Origin of the sequence: Devosia pacifica, from assembly GCF_014652635.1 — a bacterium.
GTDB lineage: Bacteria > Pseudomonadota > Alphaproteobacteria > Rhizobiales > Devosiaceae > Devosia > Devosia pacifica.
In genome coordinates, this window is sequence record NZ_BMZE01000003.1 from 362,933 (window position 1) to 383,744 (window position 20,812).

A 20,812-nucleotide genomic window follows, 5' to 3' on the forward strand; every position below is an offset into this window, starting at 1 on the left:
CTCAGATCACCTTGCTGCTGGCTTGCAGCGCAGAGCACTATGCCAGCAAATTTTAACGCAGGTTATTGTTTTTTGATCTCTCCGTCGCACGGTCCTCGGCACATATGAGCTGGAAGGTGAGCGATAGTTGTCTTGCCCTGGCGCTGGCCAGTATGCCTCAGGGGGTGGCGGTGTTCGACGACTCGCTGAGCATGACCTTTTGCAATCAGCGCTATATAGACCTCTTGGGGCTGCCAGCGGACCTTCACCAGCCGGGTGCGAGGCTACACGACATCGCTCTGTTTCTAGCGGATCGAGGGGATTACGGCGAAGGCGCCGTCGAGCAGCTCGCCGCCGACAGAATTGCGTCGATTACCGCTGCACCGCAAACCATTACCCGGCGTTCCGACAACAAAGGAAAAGCGCTTGAGTTTCACTCCAGCCGGCTCGCCAACGGGGGGCTAGTCATCAGCCTCACTGATGTCACCTCCCGCCTCGAAACCGAGAGGGAACTGGCGCGCGTCAACCAGACACTCGAACGACGCGTCAAGGAACGGACAGCTGCATTGACGCGGGCTAACACCGAGCTCGAGGCGGCGCGGGCGAAGGCCGATGCTGCCAATCTCGACAAGACCAGATTTCTGGCCGCAGCCAGCCACGACCTTTTGCAGCCCCTTAACGCGGCGCGGCTCTACACCTCCACCCTTATCGAGCGCGCGAAAAATACAGGTGTTGCCGAACTGGCGGATTCCATCGAAGCGTCGTTGTCGGCGGTCGAGGAGATTATGTCGGTCCTGCTTGATATCTCGCGGATCGACAGCGGGGCTGTGCGTCCCTCCCCCAAAAGCTTCCCCCTCAGCGACTTGCTGCGCAAGATCGAAGTCGAATTCAGGCCGATGGCCAGGGAGCGCGATGTATGCCTGCGCATCCTGAAGTGTTCGGAAACCGTGGTGGCAGACCGGGCGCTTCTCGGGCGGATCGTGCAGAATCTCGTCTCCAACGCGCTGAAATACACAAGGCCCGGCGGCAGGGTGCTGATCGGCGTAAGGCGGCGCGGCAATCGGCTGAGGCTCGACATCATCGATACCGGAATCGGGTTCAGTCGAGACCAGCACAAGCTGCTCTTTGCCGAATTCTCGCGTCTGGAACAGGGCGCGCGCATGGCCCAAGGGCTCGGGCTTGGACTGTCGATCGTTCAGCGCCTCGTCGCAACACTCGGTCTTTCACTTGAGCTCGACAGCGCTGAGGCTCGCGGATCAAGATTCTCGCTTATTCTGCCTGCTGCACGTCGACGTCCCTCGCCTGCCGAGCCTCCCGAGACCCTGCCGGATTCTCACGCCGGCGTGCTCAATCTACGGGTCCTCTGCGTTGACAACGAGCCGCTTATTCTTGAGGCGATGCAGGGGCTTCTGGGTCACTGGGGATGCGACGTGCGCTGCGCACTGTCGCTAAAGCAGATCGACCGCGAATCGATGCTGGAGGGCTGGTATCCGGATCTCGTCCTGATGGATTATCACCTCGAGCAGACGTCCGGCCTAGATGCCATCGAATGGCTGCGCCACAATCTCGGCGGGCACCTGCCTGCGGCTCTCGTCACCGCGGACCGTAGCCCTTCGGTGCGGGCGCTTGCCGAAGATCGCGGCATCCCGGTTATCATGAAACCAGTGAAACCCGCTGCGTTACGGGCCACCATCACGACGCTGGCCAATCAGAGCCGGCGCGGAGTCTTGCGGCGCCCGCAAGGCTGAGTTTCAGCTCGCGCGGCCGGATGAGAAGGCGGCTTCGAACTCGCCCTCCTCGATCCTCGATGCGGCGATGACGGCCTGCGTACGGCTGTCGACATCGAGCTTTTGCAGGATTGCCGATACATGCGCCTTCACCGTCGCCTCGGTAATCGAGAGTTCATAGGCGATCTGTTTGTTCATCAGCCCATCCGACAGCATCATCAGCACGCGCACCTGCTGCGGTGTCAGTGTTGAGAGGCGACGCATGAGATCGGTCTGGTCGTCCGCCACTTCGAGCTGCACGTCGTCCGGAACGAATACCTCGCCGGCAAGCACGGTTTCGATGGCGCGGCGTATCTGAGTTGGCCCGACGGATTTGTGCAAATAGCCGATCGCACCGAGTTCGAAGGCGCGCCTGACCACGGTTGTGTCCTCTACCGCTGAAATGATCATCACCGGGATGTCGGGATACTGCGCCCGCAACAGCAATAGTCCCGAAAATCCGCGAGCGCCGGGCATGTTGAGATCAAGGAGCACGAGGTCGCAATCACGATCAGCATCCAGCGCTTTCGCCAGACTCTTCAGATCCTCGGCCTCGTCTACCGTCATCGCCGTGTCGCCGCCGGCCAGTGTGTGATGAAGAGCCGAACGGAACAGCGGGTGATCATCGACAATGATGATGCGGCGGCGCGTCAATGCTCAACTCCTGTTCCTGATCATCCCTGAGTATGCCCGCCCGGTCCCAATGAAAAGCCCGCTGTAATGCAGCTGGAATCAGATGAAGCGATTTTTGCACATTGCGACAGGGTTTAACCGGTTCTTTACCATGTTTTCTCAACAGTAAAGCTTGAGCCCTCGGCACCCGAATCGCCTGGGCGCCTGAACACCAGCGATTGGGACGCCCATGGCCCGCGCCTATTCCGCCTCGACAGCATCCGACGCCTATGCCAGCGAATGGCAAGCCCTGCGCGGAGAACTTGTTGCTCTGCTCGACAAGGTCGAGGGACGCTACGGGAACGAGACCGGTAGCGATGATCGAGAGTATGATGGGCTTGCACGCCGGGTCCGAGACCTGCGCGAGCAGGTGGTCTCAACTGAGCCCGGCAACCGCAAGCGCGAAGCACTGCAGTCGGTCAAGCGCGCCGTCGATCGCTTCAACGATCGTGATGAACGCACGGAACGCGATGACGACCTGCATAGTGCGATCGCGCAGATCCGCAGCCGCCAGGGGCCGCAACCCGCTGCCGCAAGGGTGAGCAGCGTCAACGGCGCACAGCTTGTCGAACTGACCGGTCTGGTCAGCGGGATCGGCAAGCGTCTCGAACGGCTTGAGGGCGAGATCAAGACCCGCAGTGGCGACTCTGCGCAACTGCGCGATGTGGGCGGGCAGGTTGAACAGCTTGCTCAGGTTGTCGAACTGTTGGCCGGCGCTGTCGGCGAGACAGGGCAGGTCAAGCGTCTCGAGATGCAGATCGGCGCTTTGACCGACATGGTGCAGACGCAATCGGGCGCCGACCTTGAGATGTTGAATCGGCGGCTGGACGAAGTCTCCGCGACGATCGACAAGCTTGCAGAACTGCAGATGCAGCAGATGCAGCGGGAAGTGGCACGCGAGGAGCGCGCGGCCGAATCCCCGGATCAGGGCGCGTTGATGCGCGACATAGAGTCCGGCATGCGTAGCGTCTATGACCGCATCGATGCCATTGAACGTAATGTCGGCCTGTCGCAGGGGGATCTCGACCGCCTGACCGGCGAAATGTCAGCGCTCACCGGCATGATGCAGGATCAGCAGCTCCAGCCCGATGAAATCATGGCGCGGTTCGATCTGCTGCAGCAGGATGTTGCCGGGCTGTCCGGTGGAAACGCCGATCTTGGCGAACTGCGTGAAGATCTGGCCGCATTAAGGGGCAGTATTGCGCGTACTCTCGAGCCACGCTTCGAGCGGATCGAAGAACAGTTGGGCGCAATCGGCGAACACCTCGCCGATGGACGCGACGACGGTGGGATCCGGCGTATCGAAGCACAGCTCAGCGACCTCATGGCGCGCATGGACGAGACCGGCGCGCAGCTGGGTACACTTTCGCGGCTCTACGCCGACACTGCCGAGGCAAGCGCTCCCGACTATTCCGCGCTTGCCGATCTCGTTGCAGAGCGCACGTCGCAAGCTGTACAAAAGGCCAGCAGGGCCAGCCACGACGACGAGGTTTTGACCCGCATCGAACGGCGCCTGTCCGACATGTCGCAGCGCGCCGAAGAACGGCCCGACACATCGGCGGCAGCGTCCGCGCTGAACTTCGATCAGGATGCTCTGGCAGATCTCGTGGCACTGAGGACATCAGAGGCAGTCGGCAAATCATTGCCGGTTGTCGAAGAGCGGCATGTGCCAGACACCGCTGCAATGGACGAGATGGAGCAGCGGCTTGTCACGCGCCTCGACACGGCAGGACGGGAGACGGCGGAACGACTGGCTCGTCTCGAGGAGACGTTGCGGCGTCGTTCGGAAGCAGCGCCGAGTAAGCCGGCAGCCGCCCAAGCGCCTATCGACGAGGCATCTGAGCACACCATATATTCGGACATACCAACGGCTGGAGTCGAGCCGGATCTGCAGCGGGACGACGATCAGCCTGGTGATGATCAACTCGATAAAGCGGCCGCAGCTCAGGTTGAGGATATCTCGGCGAAAGACGATACTCGCGATCTCGAAGCCATGTTTGCCGCTCTCGCTCAGGATCGCGAGGAAACGGACACAAGCAGCCGCATTGTGGACGATGAAGACGACCGGATGCCCAGCAGTCCGGACGAAGACACGCCTCTCGTCGACTTAAGCTTTTCCCCGGCCCGTTCGCCCGAGCCTGCGCCCCCCGCAGCCCCTCGCGAACCCCTGCCTGCGGTTCCGACTGCCGCACAGACCGAGAGCGCGGCAGAGAAAGAGCGCCCGCAATTCGACCCGACATCAGTTGAACGTCCGCCGCGCCCTGTCTCCAGTCTCGGGCTCGATGACGGCGAAGACCCGTTTGTTGTACCCTCAAGCGCGCCCGCTGCTGCGACGCAGTCTGCACCGGCAACATCGCAAAGCACATTCATTGCTGCCGCTCGCAAAGCGCAACGCAGCAAGCAGGCCAGTGCCGATGCCAACGCGAACAGCGTAATCGGACGCGCCCTGGCGCGTGTCCGCCCCGGCTCGGACCAGCAGCCTGCCCCCGAAAGCGCTCCGGCGCCAGCAGAAGCGCAGGACGAGCCAGCGCCATCGCGCCGCGGCCTGTTCAAGCGCGGCAAGAAGGCCGAGCCAGCTTCAGACAAGTCTCAAGAGCCTAACGCAGCCAAGCCTCATGAAGAGGCGCATGACGAAGACGCGGCTGAACCGGGCTTTCTGACCAAGCATCGCCGCCCGCTTCTGCTTGCGGCAGCGCTTGTGGCCGTGTCTGCGCTCGCCCTCAACCTTGCAATGCAGCGCATGACGCCGGAAGCCGGCGCACCGACTGCTCCAGCCGCCACAGCACCGGCGACCACGACCGAGGCACCAGCGCTCGATGAACCCGCGCCGGCCAACAATGACGCAACGGACGTTTCGACACTGACCGCGCCCGATGATACGGCAGCTTTCAGCCCACCGACGTCCAGCGGTAGTGCCGATAACCTGGTGATCGGACCGCAGAGTCTCGAGACTGCCTCGCGGTTCGAACGCCCCGCGCTTGAAAGCCAGCAGGTCCTGCCGGAACTGCCGGCGGGTACTGATCTGGCGGACGTTTCGGCGGGCCTCCAGCCAGCAGGCTCTTTCCCGGCGACCCCGGTTGAGGAAGACGGCATCACCACAAGCGCCATTCCGGAAGCCACCAGCCCGGTCGAGTTCGATCTGCCGCCGGAGCCGATCGGCCCTGACGTGATGCGGCAGGCCGCAGCACAGGGGGATGCGCGCGCACAGTTCGAAGTGGCGGCGATCTATACCGAAGGCCAAGCCGTGCAGCAGGACTATGCTGCCGCCGCGACCTGGTACGAGCGCTCTGCAGCGCAGGGTTTCGTGCCGGCGCAGTACCGGCTCGGCAATCTTTACGAGACCGGAAACGGCGTCGAACCCGACCTCACCGTTGCCAAGCTGTGGTACCAGCGCGCCGCAGAGGCCGGCAACCGCATGGCGATGCACAACCTTGCGGCGGTATATGCGGGGGGCGAACTGGGCGAGCAGGATTTCGATTCGGCCGCGACCTGGTTCGAGCGGGCTGCCCGCCAAGGCATGACCGACAGCCAGTTCAACCTCGGCATGCTTTATGCACGAGGCCTTGGGGTCGAGCAGAACCTCGAAACCTCCTACAAATGGTTCTCGATCGCTGCCGCCAATGGCGATCCGGATGCGGCGCAGGCGCGCGATGACATCGCCCGCTCACTTGGCGCCGAAGCTGTTGCGCAGATTGGCGCCGAGGTTGCCGGCTTCGAGCCGGAGCCAATCGATATCGCCGCGAATTTCGCGCCGATCGGCACCTGGAGCAAAAGCTTTGACCCGGGCGACACCATCGTCAATGCCGATGTCATCGGCAAGGTACAGGCAGCGCTCAACAAGCTCGGCTATGAAGCCGGTCGGCCTGATGGCCTGATGGGTCCGCAAACTCGCGAGGCGATCAGCGCTTTCGAGGCCGACGCGGGCATGAGCACCAGTGGTTCGGTGAACCCTCGGTTGCTTGCCGTTCTTGGCAGCCAGCCGGTCTAGCAGGCCATCGTTGCGGCATGTTTCACCATGCCGCTACAGATGGTTTGACACGGACCATAGGGACCCGTAAGTCCCTAAGCATACGAACACCCCTTCGCCTCCTCCCCGTCAACGGGCGCGGAGGCGAAACGCTATTGTCTTCAGGCACATCCTCTTGGCCCCGGGTCAAGTGGGGTGGGCCATATCCGGATCAGGGCCTTGCAGATCTATCTGCCCATTGCCGAGCTGTCCGTGAACCTCTTTTTCCTCGTCGGAATCGGAGGCGCGGTCGGGTTTCTGTCGGGCCTGTTCGGCGTCGGCGGCGGCTTTCTGCTCACGCCGTTGCTGATCTTTTCCGGGGTCCCCTCTTCTGTCGCCGTGGCATCCGTGACCGGCCAGGTTGTGGCGTCTTCGACGTCAGGCGCCCTTAGTCACTACAAACGCGGTGGCGTCGATCTGCATCTGGCGCTTTATCTCGTGGTGTCCGGCATCATCGGGGCGTTCGGTGGTGTTGCCACGTTCTCGCTGTTGCGGGCAGCGGGTCAGCTCGACCTGTTCATCGCATTGGGCTTTTTGGTGCTTCTCGGATCCGTTGGCACGATGATGCTGATCGAATCCGTCCAGTCGCTATTGCGCAGCCGCTCTGGCGTCGTTGTCCGGGGGCGGCGCGCGCAGCAGCACAACTGGATGCACGGCCTGCCCTGGCGCGTCCGCTTTAAAAAATCACGGCTCTATATCAGCGTGCTGCCGGTGCTCGGCATTGGCGTCATCATCGGCTTTCTCGGCTCGCTGCTAGGCGTTGGCGGCGGCTTCATCATGGTGCCAGCCCTAGTCTACCTGCTTCGGGTGCCTGGTAACGTTGTCATCGGCACATCGCTCTTGCAGGTGGTGGCAATGATGGCCGCCACGACCATTCTGCATGCGGTGCAGAGCCAGAGCGTCGACATCCTGCTGGCGTTCTGCCTGATGGTCGGCGGCGTCGCCGGAGCACAGTTTGGCGCATCGGCGAACAAGTACCTCCGCGGAGACCAGCTACGGGCGCTTCTGGCGTTACTGGTGCTGGCTGTCGCAATCCGCTTCGGCCTGTCGCTGGTGCTGACGCCGGATGACATCTACTCGATGGCCGTCTTGACGCCGGCAGGTGCGCGATGAACGCGTGGCGCCTTCTCGTTGCCGTCCTGGGCTGGACGCTGTTCACTGCGGGCGTTCAGGCGGAGCGGCTCGTCAGCCAGCTCTCGGACGATCTCATCGAGATCACGTCGAGCTATGATGGCGAGCGCATAACGTTTTTCGGCAACATCGAGCCGGATGCCGGCTCCGAACAGCCTTATGTCACCGGCCCCTATAACGTCGTCATCGCCGTCACCGGCCCGAGCACCGACCGGGCCGCGCGAAGGATGTCGCGTCAGTTCGGCATATGGCTGAACACCGAGCAGGTGACCTACGAGGACTTTCCGAGCTTTTTCAAGGTGCTTTCAAGCGACGCGCTGCTTGACGTGACAAGCGCAACGACCCTTGCCGTCGAAGGCATCCTGCCAGAGGCCCAGCCGGACATTTCGGACGAGGCCGGTTGGTGGAAATCCTCGATCTTTGGCACAGAACTGGTGCGGCTGATGACCGAGCGCGGGTTCTTCGAACTCAACGAGCAAGGCGTTCAGTTCCTCTCGAACACCGCCTATACCGCCGAGATGAGCCTTTCCAGCGACGCCGTTCCCGGCGTCTACCTGGCGCAGACCTACGTCTTCAAGGACGGGGAAATCGTCGCGCGCCGCGCCGAGAGCTTTTCAGTGCGCAAGACCGGCTTTGAGCGCTACCTGGCGACGAGTGCCTCCAACCAGCCGCTGTTTTACGGCATTGCCTGCGTCGTGCTGGCGGTGTTTACCGGCTGGCTCGGCGGCGTGATCTTCAAGCGTTGATCAGCCGTCGACCAGGCGCCCTGGGTGAACCGGATAAACGCGCTCGCGGCCCAGCATGGCGACCGCCAGACGCGTACGGTCAAGCAGGCCTTCAAACGCTGCGGACAGGATGTTGAGAGTGCCCGTCGAGGCGCCATAAGCCGGCATCACCATCAAGTGCTGATCGTGAACAAAGCAAGGGCGACGTTGGCTACGCCCGCCTATCAGGACGCGTGCGGCAGGGTGCAGATGCCCGGCAACGAGGCCAGGGCGGCCACGTCGTGGTTCGTGCGTAAGCCACAGCCCATCTAGCTCGAGATAGGGCAGACAGCGGCCCGCCAGCTTGTGTGGAGCCGGATCGTGATTGCCAGACAGCCAGATCCACTCAAGCCGATCCGTAAGCGCATCAAGTCTAGCCCGATCAACATCCTGAAGCGTGCCCACGCCTTCGTTGCGATGAAAGCTATCGCCCAGCGCGATCAGCAATTGCGCGCCGGTGCTGTCGACGTCGCGTGTCAGCCGGTTCAGTGTCATGCCTGTATCGTAAGGCGGCAGCATCTGGCCATGGCGCGCGAAGGACGACATCTTCTCGAAGTGAAGATCGGCTACCAGCAGCGCGTTGCGAGACGGCCAGTACAGCGCGCCGGATGGCTGCGCCACGAATCGCTCACCGGAAAATGCTATCGCATGCGCATCGCCTTGGATGGGTACGGCGGAAACGGTCACTGGCGGCCCATTGCCTCGCGGATCAGTTCATCTGCAGCTTCGGCCATCGCGGACTCGCGCGCTTCGCCGAAGATCGGCTCCTTGCCGATATCGAGCATGACCGGTACCGCAAGCGGCGAGATTCGGTCCAGTGGCTTGTGGATCACATGCTGGCGAATGCGCCGCAGGCACTGGCCGAGGCGTTCGATGTCGAGCAGTCCCCGCGCTGCGTCGTGCCGCGTCGCCTGAATGAGGATATGGTCTGGCTCGTGCTGATAAAGGACGTCATAGATGATGTCCGCCGACATCGTCACCTGCCGGCCGGTTTTTTCCTTGCCCGGATGCCGCCGCTCGATCAGGCCCGAAATGATCGCGCAATTTCGGAAGGTGCGCTTCATCAGCGCCGACTCATCGAGCCATGCTTCGAGGTCATCGCCAAGCATGTCTTCGGAAAACAACTCGTCGAGCGATAGCCTGCCGGTGCGGATCAAGCCGGAAAGATCGGCCAGTCCCCATATCGCCAGTGCATATTCCGAGGCTACAAACCCCAGGGGCCGCGCCCGGGAACGTTCGAGACGCCGGGTGAGGAGCATGCCGAGGGTCTGGTGTGCGAGGCGGCCTTCGAACGGGTAGCATACGAGGTAGTGCTGGTTGCCACGTGGAAAGGTCTCGACGAGAAGGCTGTCCGCGCCCGGCAGTACCGAGACATCGTGCTGCAGGCGCAACCAGTCCGCTGTCTGATCCGGCAGGTGCGACCAATTCATCGGATCTGCGAGGATCGCCCGCACCCTTTCGGCGAGATAGGTCGAAAGCGGGAACCTGCCGCCCATATAGGACGGGATTTTGGGATCTGCAGCCTGCGCTCTGCTGACGAACGCCTCGTTCTCGTGCATGCCCTCGAAGGCGACGACCTCGCCGCCGAACATGAAGGTGTCACCTGGCACGATCGTCGTGAAGAAATACTCTTCCATCTCTCCGAGTACGCGACCGCCGCGCGCGATCGGTCCGGTGGTGCGTCCCTTGCGGAAGCCCCGCCCCCTGACGAGCCGCACCTTGACCATCGGTTCTTCGATGATGGTGCCGACGTTAAGCCGGTATTGCTGGGCAACTTGCGGGTTGGCGATGCGCCACAGCCCCTCCTCGGTGCGCTTCAACCGAGCGTAGCGTTCATAGGCGCGCAGCGCGTACCCACCGGTGGCAACGAAATCGAGCACCCGCTCGAACTGAGGTCGCGACAGATTCCTGTATGGCCAGGCTCGGATAATTTCGGCGTAAAGCTCCTCCGGATCGAACGGTGCTGCACAAGCGCAGCCCAGAACGTGCTGCGCCAATACATCGAGCCCGCCTTCGGTGGGCGTCTCACTATCCTGATGGTTTGCCGAGACGGCATCCACTGCTGCCTCGCATTCAAGCACCTCGAAGCGATTGGAGGGGACCAATATGGCGCGCGAAGGTTCGTCGAGCCGGTGGTTCGCGCGACCGATGCGCTGCAGCATGCGTGACGACCCTTTCGGCGCACCCACCTGCACGACGAGATCGACATCGCCCCAATCGATCCCGAGGTCGAGTGTCGAAGTGCACACGACGGCCCGTAGCGCGCCACCGACCATTGCGCTTTCGACCTTGCGGCGTTGCTCGACTGACAAGGAGCCGTGATGGAGGGCGATCGGCAGCATCTCATCGTTGACGCTCCATAGCCCCTGGAACAGCATCTCCGCCTGGGAGCGCGTGTTGACGAACAAAAGCGTCGTCTTGTGTTGGCGGATTGTCTCGTAGAGCTGGCCCACCGCATATGACGAGGAATGTCCGGCCCATGGAACGCGGTCGTCGGATTTCAGAATGCTGAGTTCCGGAGGCGCCCCGCCATCCGCCTTTATAAGATGTGTCGGCCCGTTGGGGACAGGACGGGCGATCCAGTCACGCAGGGTTTCCGGCTGGGCGACCGTAGCGCTCAGCGCGGTCAGCCGCATCTGGGGCGCCATGGTCGCGAGCCGCGCGATCGCCAGCGCCAGAAGCTCGCCACGCTTTGAGGTGACGAGGGCATGCAGCTCATCGAGAACGATGCGCTTGAGCGAGCCGAAGAGACGTGCCGCATCCGGGTGGCTGAGCAGCAAGGCGATCTGTTCCGGGGTGGTCAGCAGGACATGCGGTGGATCAAAACGTTGACGCTGCCGGCGGCTGGAGGGCGTGTCGCCGGTTCTCGTCTCCACCTTGATCTTGAGGCCCATCTCGGTAATCGGCGTTGTGAGATTGCGCGCGACATCGACCGCCAGCGCCTTCAGCGGGGAGATGTAGAGTGTGTGGAGACCTTGATGGGAGTTCCGCGCCAGATCATCGAGCGTCGGCAGAAAGCCCGCCATGGTCTTGCCTGCGCCGGTCGGCGCGATCAGCAAAGCTGAGGCGCCGGCCTGCCAACTCGCGAGCACATCGCGCTGGTGCTGCCGCGGCTGCCACTTGCGTGCGGCAAACCATTCGGCGATGACTGGATCAATCTCGGTGTTCAAAAGAGTGGCGGGGCCCTTAGGATATCGAGGTGAAAGCCTATATGATTGTGCAGCAACACCAAAGCTGGCACGGAGGACGATTGATGCAGGATGAGGCGAGAATTGAACGGCGCCGCCCGAGCACGCTCGAACGTGTTTTCGGCGGCAATCCGCTGAGCGTTTGCGTCCGCCTCGCTGTGGTCTCGGTCCTTGTCGGCTTTGTGCTGACCATGCTTGGCCTCGATGCCGAATCGGTCTTCCGCGGTGCTGCGGAGTTCATCGCCGAGACCATCCGCGACAGCGGCGGGCTGATCCGCACCATCGGCACCTATTTGCTGACCGGCGCAGCGCTGGTCATCCCGATCTGGATCTTCATGCGCCTGACGATGTCGCGCAAATGAATGAGGTTGCTCTGACGCCGGAACAGGCGCTGTCGCGTCTTGTCGCTCATATCATGCAGCTCGCCTCCGAGATGGACGGGCGGGTGATGATCGGGATCGCTGGTGGTCCGGGTGTTGGCAAGTCCACGATGGCGGGCGGGTTGCAAACAATGCTGAATGCGCTGCATCCCGGCCAGGCGGCAATGGTGCCGATGGATGGCTTTCACGTTCGTCACGCCATTCTCGAAGAGCGTGGACATACCGAGCGCAAAGGCGCTCCACACACGTTCGAGGGCGAAGCGTTCTACAATTTTCTCGCCCACCTCAAGGCTGCCCGCGATCCCGTGAAGGTGCCGGGTTACAGCCGAGAGATCGAGGACGTCGTCGACGACGCGTTCGCGGTGCCGCCTGAGGTGCGCATCGTGATTGTCGAGGGCAATTACCTGCTGCTACCGGATCCACCGTTTTCGGGCATCAAGCCTTTGCTTGATTATGCTGTGTATCTCGATGTTCCCTGGGACAAGGTGGAACAGCGCCTGATGCATAGGCATGCCGAGCACGGCCTGTTCACGGACGAGCGTAACCGCGCGCATATCAACCGAAACGACCTGCCCAACTACGATCTGGTGCGCGAACACCGCTCCCGCGCCGATCTGATCATCAGCCTTATCACCGAGAGTTAAGCATTGTGAGTGCAGTCGCGGAGGCCATGCGGCCGCAATATCCCTTCCGGGTGCGGCATGCGGATGTCTGGCGTATTGCTCTACCCGCCTGCATCGCTTTCATCACCGAACCACTGGCCGGGCTCGTAGACATGACGGTGATCGGCCGGCTCGGCGATGCCAGCTTGCTGGGTGGCGTGGTGCTCGGGGCGCTGGTGTTCAACATCATTTTGTCGCTCGCCTATTTTCTGCGGATCGGAACTGCAGGGCTGACCGCGCAGGCGATTGGCGCGCGTGATCCGGCGGACGGGTTGCTGCATGCGGTGCGTGCGCTGCTGGTCGGCGGCCTGATCGGCATTGGCATGATCGTCTTGGCGGTACCGCTGCTGATGCTGTCGGGTTGGCTGCTCGCTCCCGGTGACGGCGTGCGTGAGGCCCTGGCGGACTATTTCTACATCAGAGTATGGGGTGCGCCATTCTCGCTCATTAACTTCGCGCTGCTTGGCTGGTTTTACGGTCGGGCCGAAGCGACAACCGGAATGATCCTTCAGTTCATCATTCACGGTATCAACATCGCCGGCAGCATCGTTCTGGTGCAGGGGCTGGGTCTTGGTGTTGAGGGGGCGGCACTCGGCACCGTTCTCGGACAGATCGGCGCCAGCATCATTGGCCTGATGCTGATGTTGGGGCATTACGGCGGTCTCGGCCAGATCGTAGACCGCGTGCGTCTTGGCGAGCTTTTTCAGCGCGTGGCGCTGAAACGCATGTTCGGGCTCAGCCGGGACCTGATGATACGCTCGATCGCACTTCAGGCGACCTACGCCTATTTCGCTGCGCAAGGCTCACGCATGGGCGACATAGAGCTTGCGGCCAACGCAATACTGCTCAACCTGCTGTTCATCATTGGCTTTTTCATGGATGGCATCGCCCAGGCGGCAGAACAGCTCAGCGGCAAAGCGCTGGGGGCGAACTGGCAGCCGGCTTTCGAGGAGGCCTACAGGCTCAGCATGATCTGGGGGCTGATCATCGCCATCGTCATGGGCTTCGGCTGGTATTTCTTTGGCCCCTATATTATCTCGCTGATGACGACGCGCGCGCCAGTCCAGGCTTATGCCGTGCAGTTTCTGGGGCTCGCAGCGCTGTGCTCCCTGACGTTCATGCCAGCCTTCGTCTTTGATGGCATTCTCGTCGGGACGACCCAGAACGTCGTGATGCGCAACGGCATGATCGCATCGCTGGTCGTCTTCGTGGGCGTTGCCTGGCTGGCGCAGCCGCTTTACGGCAATACCGGCCTCTGGTTGGCGCTTCATGCGTGGTTCATCGCGCGCGGCATCATCTATTGGTGGGCTCTGCGGCGCATTCGCAGCCGCATGTTCGCACAATAGGGATTAGTTCGCCGTGCCGGCGGCCCACTCGTCAGTGCGTGAGCCGACGCACTGGGCAATGCTGGTGTGTCCCGCCATGCGCAGGCGCTCGGTCAACCCGGACTTGATGTCGTCCAGTAGATCGACGCCCCCGAAAACAAGGGCGGAATAGAGCTGAATGGCATTCGCACCAGCCTCAAACTTGGCATAGGCGGTCTCGGCGTCATGCACGCCCCCAACGCCGATGATCGGCAACTCGCCCACCCGCTGGCGCATCTGAGCAAGCCGTCTTGTGGCCAACGCAAAGAGCGGCCGACCGGACAATCCGCCGGTCTCGTCAGAATGGGCCAGACCCGCGACCGTATCGCGCCCGATCGTCGTATTGGAGACGATCAAGCCATCAAGGTCGGTTTCCGCAACGACGGCTGCGATGGCATCGAGCGCCGCTTCGTCGAGATCCGGGGCCAGCTTGAGGAACACCGGCACACGCACCGATGCCTTGCTGCGCGTCGAAAGCACCGCCCCCAGCAGCCGCCTCAACGCCTCATCGGTCTGCAGATCCCTCAGACCTGGGGTATTGGGAGACGAGATATTGACGGTCAGGTAATCGGCAAGTTCGGCGAAGCGCGTTACGCCCAGGACGTAATCCGCGACGAAATCCGGGCTGTTCTTGTTCGCACCTATGTTGACGCCGAGTGCCGCGGGAACGCGATTATTCTTCAGCCTCTCGAAGATCGCGGCGTGCCCATCATTGTTGAACCCCATGCGGTTGATGACGCCCTCTGCCTCCGGCAGCCGGAACAGCCTCGGGCGCGGATTTCCCGATTGCGGGCGCGGGGTGACAGTGCCGATTTCGACCATGCCGAAGCCCATCTCGGCGAGCGGCCGGGCGACCTCGGCATTCTTGTCGAATCCCGCAGCGATCCCGACCGGGTTTGCAAGCGAAAGGCCCGCTATTTCCGTCGCCAGTTCCGGGGCATCAGGCCCATCGGGGCGCGGCGCGAGCCCCAGCCGCAATGCCGAGATGGTCGCGAGATGAGCCGTTTCCGGCTCGAGCTTGAGCAAAGTATCGCGGCTGAGCGTGCGCAGCGCGCCAAGCTTGAGCAACGGAGACAGACGCGACAGGATCATTGCACTGCCTCCGGAAGATCAACGTTGCCATCTTTGCTGACGGATATCTCCTCGCTCCAGACGACAGCCGACAAAGGAAGCGGACCATAAAGATGCGGGAACAACGCGCCGCCGCGGGAGGGCTCCCAGCGTAGAACCTGCGCCACCGTTGACGTCTTGACCGCAAGCAGACGCAGGTCCGACTGGCCGGCGAAGTGTCGCCTGAGCGTCTCGGCTAATTGCTCTGCCGTCGAGAAGTGTATGTACCCATCATCGAGATCGACTGGCATGCCGATGAACGAATTCCCCTCGGCTACCTCTGACAGCGCCTCGTTGGTCACGACCTTGTAAATGAATTCCGGTGCCTGCTGCATGCCGGGACCCTAGAGCGGGCGCCGGGCCGCCGCAAGAGCCGAGACGGTGCACTTACGTGCGGCTTTACATGGGCATTCGACGTGATTAAATTAGGACAAGTTTCCGCGCGATATGATCCTTTTCCTTTTGCAGGACGTCCATGCTGACACATCAGGCGATCTGGGCCGGCATCGATGCCCTCGCGAAGCGGCATGGTCTCAGCGCTTCTGCGCTTGCGCGCACGGCGGGGCTTGATGCGACTGCCTTCAATCCCTCGAAGCGGATCAGCCGGGATGGCCGGGAGCGATGGCCGTCAACGGAAAGTCTCGCCAAGATTCTGGATGTGACAGGCGAAAGCCTCAGCCAGTTTCTGCATGATACTGGCAGTTTCGAGCAGACGGGGCGTGCCCCTTCCAGCCGCACGGTGCCCTTGCTGGGACTGGCGCAGGCCGGCGGGGGCGGTTATTTCGACAGCTCCGGCTTTCCCGCCGGCCAAGGCTGGGACGAAGTGGCATTGCCGGTGGCTGGCGATAAGACCGTTTACGCACTTGAAGTGCAGGGCGACTCCATGGAGCCGCTCTATCGCGAAGGCGACAGAATCATCGTTTCGCCGACTGAACAGGTACGCAGGGGCGATCGCGTTGTGGTTCGCACGCGCGGTGGCGAGGTGATGGCCAAAATTCTCCACCGCCAGACGGCGCGCCAGATTGAGCTTCACTCGGTCAATCCGCGTTACGAACCGCGCATACTTGATGTGCAGGATGTAGATTGGATGGCCCGCATCATATGGGCGAGCCAGTAAAAGGCCGGACACACTTGGACACCAGCACCGCACATGTCGAAGTCCGCCCAGCTGCAGCAGCAGACTTGCTGGCCTGGGCCGATATGCGCGCGGCACTATGGCCCGACACGTCCGCTGACGACCACCGCTTGGAGATCGAAGCAATCGTGACGAGAGGGCATGAGCAGGCCATCTGCTTGCTGGCGCTTGTCGAGGGAGCTCATCGCGGCTTTGCCGAAGTTTCGCTGCGGCATGATTACGTCAATGGCTGCGATACGACGCCGGTCGCGTTTCTCGAAGGAATATACGTTGCCCCAGAGGCGCGTGGGCGTGGCGCAGCCCGTGCGCTGGTGGCAGCGGCTGAAGCCTGGGCGGGCGGGCGAAATTGCAGAGAGTTCGCGTCAGACGTTTCGATCGAAAACACCGCCAGCGCGGCAATGCACATGGCGTTGGGCTTTGAAGAAACCGAACGCGTGGTGTTTTTCGTAAAGAAGCTTTGCGCAGATTAGGCCGTGCGCCGCGTGGCAGGCATCGGAATTAGCGCGGAAGCGGAAGATGCATCAGTACTTCTTCGTCAAACCGTTCGGCCCCGAGACTGCGATAAAACAGTTCGGCGGTGCTGTTCTGCCGCCAGACCGTCCACATCATACGTCCCGCCCCCTGCGAAATCCCGATCTTGCGCGCTTCGGCCATCATCGCACTGCCGATACCCGAGCCGTGACGTGCGGTTTCAACGAAGAGATCGGCAACATGCAGGCAAGGCGCGAGGTCATCCATCCAGACGCCCATGTAGTAGACTAGGTAGCCGACCGCTTCGCCATCGAGTTCAGCGAGCAGGACGCGGCACAGCGGTGTCTCTCCGAATGCCAATTCCTCGAACCGGTCAAACGCCTTGCGTTCCACCGGCTCGGGATCGGCGATGGCATTGAGCCACGCTTCGAAGGCCGACCATAGCTCGGCTAGAACCGGCAGATCCGCGGGCGAGGCCTCGCGAACAACGAGTCCCGCGATGGGTTCTACCGGTACCATGGTGTCATGCTGCTTTTGCAGCGAGTTCACCGGCCAGCGCCTCGCCAATCAACCGCCGTGTCTCCTCAACGCCATAGAGTGCGATGAAGGAGCCGAAACGGGGGCCCTGATCCTGTCCGAGCAGTACCTGATAAAGAGCCTTGAACCAGTCCCGCAGCGGCTCGAACCCATGTGCCTTGCCAACTTCGAACACGATGTTCTGCAGTGCCTCGGCATCGGTCGAGCCGGTATGGTCCGCCAGTTGATCCGACAGATCCTGCATCGCTGCGCGCTCTTTGTCGTCGGGCAAACGAAAGCTCTTGGTGGGCTTCACCATGTCGTTGAAGTAGGCCACGGCATAGCCGGCGAGCCGATCGAGCTCGGGATAGCTCTGCGGCGTCGCGCCATCCACATAGCGTGAGATAAAGCCCCACAACACTGTCTTGTCTTCGGCATTGGCAGCCGACACCAGATTCAGCAACAGCCCGAAGGTGATCGGCATCGCCGCTTCCGGAGGATTGCCAGTGTGGATGTGGAATACCGGGTTTTCCAGGCGCTGTTCCGCGCTCTGGCCCTGATAGGCGTTGACGAACTGATAGTAGTCGTCGACAGCGCGCGGAATGACATCGAAATGGAGCCGCTTGGCCGCACGCGGCTTGCCGAACATGTACTGCGACAGACTCTCCGGGCTGGCATAGGTCAGCCACTCGTTGATGGTCAGGCCGTTGCCCTTGGACTTCGAGATCTTCTGGCCGTTCTCATCGAGGAACAGCTCATAATTGAAGCCTTCTGGCGGGTTGCCGCCGAGCGCCTTGACGATCCGACCAGCGAGACGCACGGAATCGATGAGATCCTTGCCGGCCATTTCGTAATCGACGCCGAGCGCAAACCAGCGCAGCGCCCAGTCAGGTTTCCACTGGCACTTGACCGCACCGCCTGTTACCGCGGTTTCGTACTTCTCGCCATCTTCAGGATCGACATAGACAATTGTGCCAGCCGAGACATCGCGCTCGATGACCGGCACCTGAAGAACGTTGCCGTTGACCTTCGAGATCGGCAGGAACGGCGAGTAGGTCTCGCGGCGCTCCGGGCCGAGGGTCGGAAGCATGATGTCCATGACGGCATCGTAGCATTCCAGCATCCGCAGCAAGGCTTCGTCGAACCGCCCTGACGAATAGTAGTCCGTCGAAGAGGCAAACTCGTACGAGAACCCGAAACTATCTAGAAACGCCCGCAACTTGGCGTTGTTGGCCGCCGCGAACGAAGAATATTCGTTCGAAAACGGATCAGGCACCCGCGACAGCGGCTTGCCGAGAAAGCTCGCCATCATCTCCTGATTGGGGATGTTGGTCGGAACCTTGCGGAAACCGTCCATGTCGTCGGAGAAGGCCAGAAGACGCGTAGGCACCTCGTCGCGGGTCAACAGCCGAAAGGCCGTTCGGACCATGCTGGTGCGGGCGACCTCACCGAATGTGCCGATATGCGGCAAGCCGGATGGGCCGTAACCGGTCTCGAACAAGACTTCACGCGCGCCGGTTTTCTCGAGCCGCGCAACCAACCGTTTTGCTTCTTCGAAGGGCCAGGCACGGGCGGACTGGGCGGCTTCGAAAAATGCCGGATCGAATTGTGGCAACGAGGCGGGGGACACGGCGAACTTGCCTTTCTTGGCTGAAGTGTTCTGAGCCGGACTGTGTTGCATCCCCACACCGTGCCGTCAATGCTCGTACAGTGGCTTGCGCGAGCCGGCACGCGACCCTAGGTAGGTCGAAACGAAACCATAGCCGCGAGTTCGACATGGCCCTGCCCGCCCAAGACGCACTAATCGATCTGATGATCATGGCCGCTTCCTCGGACATGATGATGACCGAGGCCGAGTTGCGCCGCATAGAGGGGCTGGTGCAGCGGCTTCCGGTTTTCGAGGGCTTCGACGGCGACCGGCTTGCGGAGGTCGCCAATGAGTGCGTGGACCGGCTGAACGCCGGCCAGATGCTCGAGGATGCGGTGCGTGAAGCATTGGCCGCTGTTCCTGAGCGGCTGCAAGATACGGCCTATGCACTTGCTGTCGATGTCATTGCGTTCGATCTGAAGACCAGCCAGGAGGAATTGCGGTTCCTCGAGCTCTTGCGTGATCTGATGCCGCTTGACCGGCTGACGACCGCCGCGATCGAGGCGGCGGCACGTGCGCGGCATCGGCGGCTTCCCGACTAGGCTAGTGCGGCTCAGATCTGCGCGTGCGCAAATGGACCTGACGCAGCGCGAGTATCGAAAAGCCAATCAGCAGCCCCCAGAATGCCGAGCCGATACCCCAAAGCGATACGCCCGAAGCGGTGGCGGCAAAGGTAAGGATCGCCGCCTCGCGATGCTCGGTAGCTTGCAGCATTGAGTGCAGAGCATTTCCGAACGGGCTGATCAGCGCCACGCCGGCAATTGCCGCGATCGTTGTGGCCGGCATCGCCAGAAAAAGCGCGACAAGCGGCGCGGAGAACAGCGCCAGCAGCAGGTAGATTGCTGCATAGATGATGCCGACCTGCCAGCGCCTGCTCTTGTCCGGATGCGCCTCGGGGCTGGTACAGAGCGCAGCGGTAATCGCCGCAAGGTTGACGCCGAACGCGCCAAAGGGCGCGAAGCCGAGCGTTGCAAGCCCGGTCACGGACAGGATCGGCCCTGGTGGCGCTTCGTATCCAGATGTGCGCAGCACGACGAGCCCGGGAAGGTTCTGAGAGGCGAGTGTCACGAGGAACAGCGGGATGCCGATACTCGCCATGCTCTGCAGGTCGAAGCGCGGCATAGTCGGCTCAAGCGCGCCGAACAATTGCGGGGCGTTCATCTGCGCAATGTCTCCGCGCAGCAGCACGAGCATGAAAGCGACGGCCAGAACCGTCAGCATGGCGTATAGCGGCAGCCACTGCCGGGCCAGCACGTAGCTGACAAGTATAATTCCGGCGAACAGCAGGTCGCTGCCGAGCGTCTGGAACAGGGCTAGGCAGAACGGCAGAAGCACGCCGGCCAGCATGGCCGATGCGACCGCTGGCGGTATCCTGGCAGCGAGCCTGCCAAGGGCCGGTACCAGTCCAAGAACGATCATCAAAGTTGAAGCAGCTATGAAGGCGCCGATCGCGGTTGCCCAGTCGAGATGCAGGGCGCTGGCCCCGAGCAGCGCCGCTCCGGGGGTGGACCATGCCAGAACGATCGGCATGCGCATCACCAAGCTAAGGATTCCACCGGCCAGCCCGATTCCGAGGCACAGCGCGGTGACGGTCGAGATCGTCTGCCCTGTGGTCGCTCCCATCGCCTGCGATGCCTGAACCACCAATGCAACCGTGCCGCCAAACCCAATCATCGCCGCAATGAAGGCGGAGGCGAACGCGGTCGTGGGGGGAACCATACGGGGCACTGGCAGCTTGCACTCCGAACTAGGACGCGCGGACAGCAGAGCTTGTGGCTCGCAGCCGAGAGTGATGACAGTTTGATGACAGTGCTGCTAGATTAGGGCTGACATGCTGTTCCCCGACGCACACCACTCTCTAACAACGGATTTACGGCTGCACCTGGAACGGATGCCGGATCAGTCGCCGCGTGTCGTAGACCAGATTGTCGACAGCCGCCAGTCGATTGGCCGGCTCTTCACGCCCTATCGCGCTACCGCGCGCCGCGTAGAGCGCCCCCTTGCCGATCCGTTCGCGCAT

The 20,812-nt window shown here is 62.1% G+C and carries 19 protein-coding genes; 10 read left to right on the forward strand and 9 right to left on the reverse strand.

Annotation, left to right across the window (positions count from 1 at the left end):
* The first annotated feature begins 116 nt into the window (after positions 1–116).
* Positions 117–1,727 (forward strand): ATP-binding response regulator, encoded by a 1,611-nt coding sequence (locus IE127_RS14650; protein ID WP_189426456.1) that lies wholly within the window; start codon positions 117–119, stop codon positions 1,725–1,727.
* Between the two features lie 3 nt (positions 1,728–1,730).
* On the opposite strand, the gene IE127_RS14655 is transcribed toward IE127_RS14650, so the two are convergent.
* Entirely contained in the window at positions 1,731–2,399 is a 669-nt protein-coding gene (locus tag IE127_RS14655; protein ID WP_244640211.1) for a response regulator, read from the reverse strand.
* Positions 2,400–2,607: 208 nt separating this feature from the next.
* Here IE127_RS14655 and IE127_RS14660 point away from each other — a divergent pair, with 208 nt between their 5' ends.
* The 3 genes from IE127_RS14660 to IE127_RS14670 all read left to right on the forward strand — a co-directional run bounded on the left by IE127_RS14660 (position 2,608) and on the right by IE127_RS14670 (position 8,300).
* Positions 2,608–6,405 (forward strand): peptidoglycan-binding protein, encoded by a 3,798-nt coding sequence (locus tag IE127_RS14660; RefSeq protein ID WP_189426457.1) that lies wholly within the window; start codon positions 2,608–2,610, stop codon positions 6,403–6,405.
* 198 nt (positions 6,406–6,603) lie between these two features.
* Positions 6,604–7,536, forward strand: coding sequence for a sulfite exporter TauE/SafE family protein (locus tag IE127_RS14665; protein ID WP_189426458.1), 933 nt, complete (start codon positions 6,604–6,606; stop codon positions 7,534–7,536).
* Positions 7,533–8,300 (forward strand): TIGR02186 family protein, encoded by a 768-nt coding sequence (locus IE127_RS14670; protein WP_189426459.1) that lies wholly within the window; start codon positions 7,533–7,535, stop codon positions 8,298–8,300. The genes IE127_RS14665 and IE127_RS14670 overlap by 4 nt, the downstream gene beginning before the upstream one ends.
* Here the strand turns inward: IE127_RS14670 and pdeM are convergent, their stop codons facing one another.
* Together pdeM and IE127_RS14680 are read right to left on the reverse strand one after the other, a co-directional pair.
* Positions 8,301–9,005 (reverse strand): ligase-associated DNA damage response endonuclease PdeM, encoded by a 705-nt coding sequence (gene pdeM / locus IE127_RS14675; RefSeq protein ID WP_189426460.1) that lies wholly within the window; start codon positions 9,003–9,005, stop codon positions 8,301–8,303.
* A complete protein-coding gene (locus tag IE127_RS14680; RefSeq protein WP_189426461.1) occupies positions 9,002–11,488 on the reverse strand; it encodes a ligase-associated DNA damage response DEXH box helicase in 2,487 nt (828 codons plus the stop codon). Before IE127_RS14680 ends, pdeM begins: the two co-directional genes overlap by 4 nt.
* An 83-nt stretch (positions 11,489–11,571) precedes the next feature.
* Between IE127_RS14680 and IE127_RS14685 the strand changes: the two genes are divergently transcribed.
* From IE127_RS14685 to IE127_RS14695, 3 genes are read left to right on the forward strand one after another with little or no spacing between them, the layout of a single operon-like run.
* Positions 11,572–11,868, forward strand: coding sequence for a DUF6460 domain-containing protein (locus IE127_RS14685; protein WP_189426462.1), 297 nt, complete (start codon positions 11,572–11,574; stop codon positions 11,866–11,868).
* On the forward strand, positions 11,865–12,530 hold the full coding sequence (locus IE127_RS14690) for a nucleoside/nucleotide kinase family protein (protein ID WP_189426463.1): 666 nt from the start codon (positions 11,865–11,867) through the stop codon (positions 12,528–12,530). The genes IE127_RS14685 and IE127_RS14690 overlap by 4 nt, the downstream gene beginning before the upstream one ends.
* Positions 12,531–12,535: 5 nt before the next feature.
* Positions 12,536–13,894 carry an MATE family efflux transporter gene (locus IE127_RS14695; RefSeq protein WP_189426464.1) on the forward strand — a complete coding sequence of 453 codons (1,359 nt, stop codon included), beginning with the start codon at positions 12,536–12,538 and terminating at the stop codon, positions 13,892–13,894.
* 3 nt (positions 13,895–13,897) lie between these two features.
* Here the strand turns inward: IE127_RS14695 and IE127_RS14700 are convergent, their stop codons facing one another.
* Both IE127_RS14700 and IE127_RS14705 read right to left on the reverse strand, forming a co-directional pair.
* Positions 13,898–15,004, reverse strand: coding sequence for a quinone-dependent dihydroorotate dehydrogenase (locus IE127_RS14700; RefSeq protein ID WP_189426465.1), 1,107 nt, complete (start codon positions 15,002–15,004; stop codon positions 13,898–13,900).
* Positions 15,001–15,357: a DUF952 domain-containing protein gene (locus IE127_RS14705; RefSeq protein ID WP_189426466.1), complete on the reverse strand. Its 357-nt coding sequence runs from the start codon at positions 15,355–15,357 to the stop codon at positions 15,001–15,003. The genes IE127_RS14700 and IE127_RS14705 overlap by 4 nt, the downstream gene beginning before the upstream one ends.
* A gap of 140 nt (positions 15,358–15,497) precedes the next feature.
* Here IE127_RS14705 and IE127_RS14710 point away from each other — a divergent pair, with 140 nt between their 5' ends.
* Complete coding sequence (locus tag IE127_RS14710) at positions 15,498–16,139, forward strand: S24 family peptidase (RefSeq protein WP_189426467.1); 642 nt, start codon at positions 15,498–15,500, stop codon at positions 16,137–16,139.
* Positions 16,140–16,222: 83 nt separating this feature from the next.
* Positions 16,223–16,627: an aminoglycoside 6'-N-acetyltransferase gene (gene aac(6') / locus IE127_RS14715; protein ID WP_244640259.1), complete on the forward strand. Its 405-nt coding sequence runs from the start codon at positions 16,223–16,225 to the stop codon at positions 16,625–16,627.
* Between the two features lie 28 nt (positions 16,628–16,655).
* Here the strand turns inward: aac(6') and IE127_RS14720 are convergent, their stop codons facing one another.
* Positions 16,656–17,177 (reverse strand): GNAT family N-acetyltransferase, encoded by a 522-nt coding sequence (locus tag IE127_RS14720; protein ID WP_189426469.1) that lies wholly within the window; start codon positions 17,175–17,177, stop codon positions 16,656–16,658.
* The gene (locus tag IE127_RS14725; RefSeq protein WP_189426470.1) at positions 17,152–18,825 is read right to left on the reverse strand and encodes a lysine--tRNA ligase; all 1,674 of its coding nucleotides are present in this window, start codon (positions 18,823–18,825) and stop codon (positions 17,152–17,154) included. The genes IE127_RS14720 and IE127_RS14725 overlap by 26 nt, the downstream gene beginning before the upstream one ends.
* Before the next feature lie 95 nt (positions 18,826–18,920).
* Here IE127_RS14725 and IE127_RS14730 point away from each other — a divergent pair, with 95 nt between their 5' ends.
* The gene (locus IE127_RS14730; RefSeq protein ID WP_189426471.1) at positions 18,921–19,334 is read left to right on the forward strand and encodes a tellurite resistance TerB family protein; all 414 of its coding nucleotides are present in this window, start codon (positions 18,921–18,923) and stop codon (positions 19,332–19,334) included.
* Position 19,335: 1 nt separating this feature from the next.
* Here the strand turns inward: IE127_RS14730 and IE127_RS14735 are convergent, their stop codons facing one another.
* Both IE127_RS14735 and IE127_RS14740 read right to left on the reverse strand, forming a co-directional pair.
* Positions 19,336–20,511: a benzoate/H(+) symporter BenE family transporter gene (locus IE127_RS14735; RefSeq protein WP_189426789.1), complete on the reverse strand. Its 1,176-nt coding sequence runs from the start codon at positions 20,509–20,511 to the stop codon at positions 19,336–19,338.
* Positions 20,512–20,662: 151 nt separating this feature from the next.
* A complete protein-coding gene (locus IE127_RS14740) occupies positions 20,663–20,812 on the reverse strand; it encodes a hypothetical protein (protein ID WP_189426472.1) in 150 nt (49 codons plus the stop codon).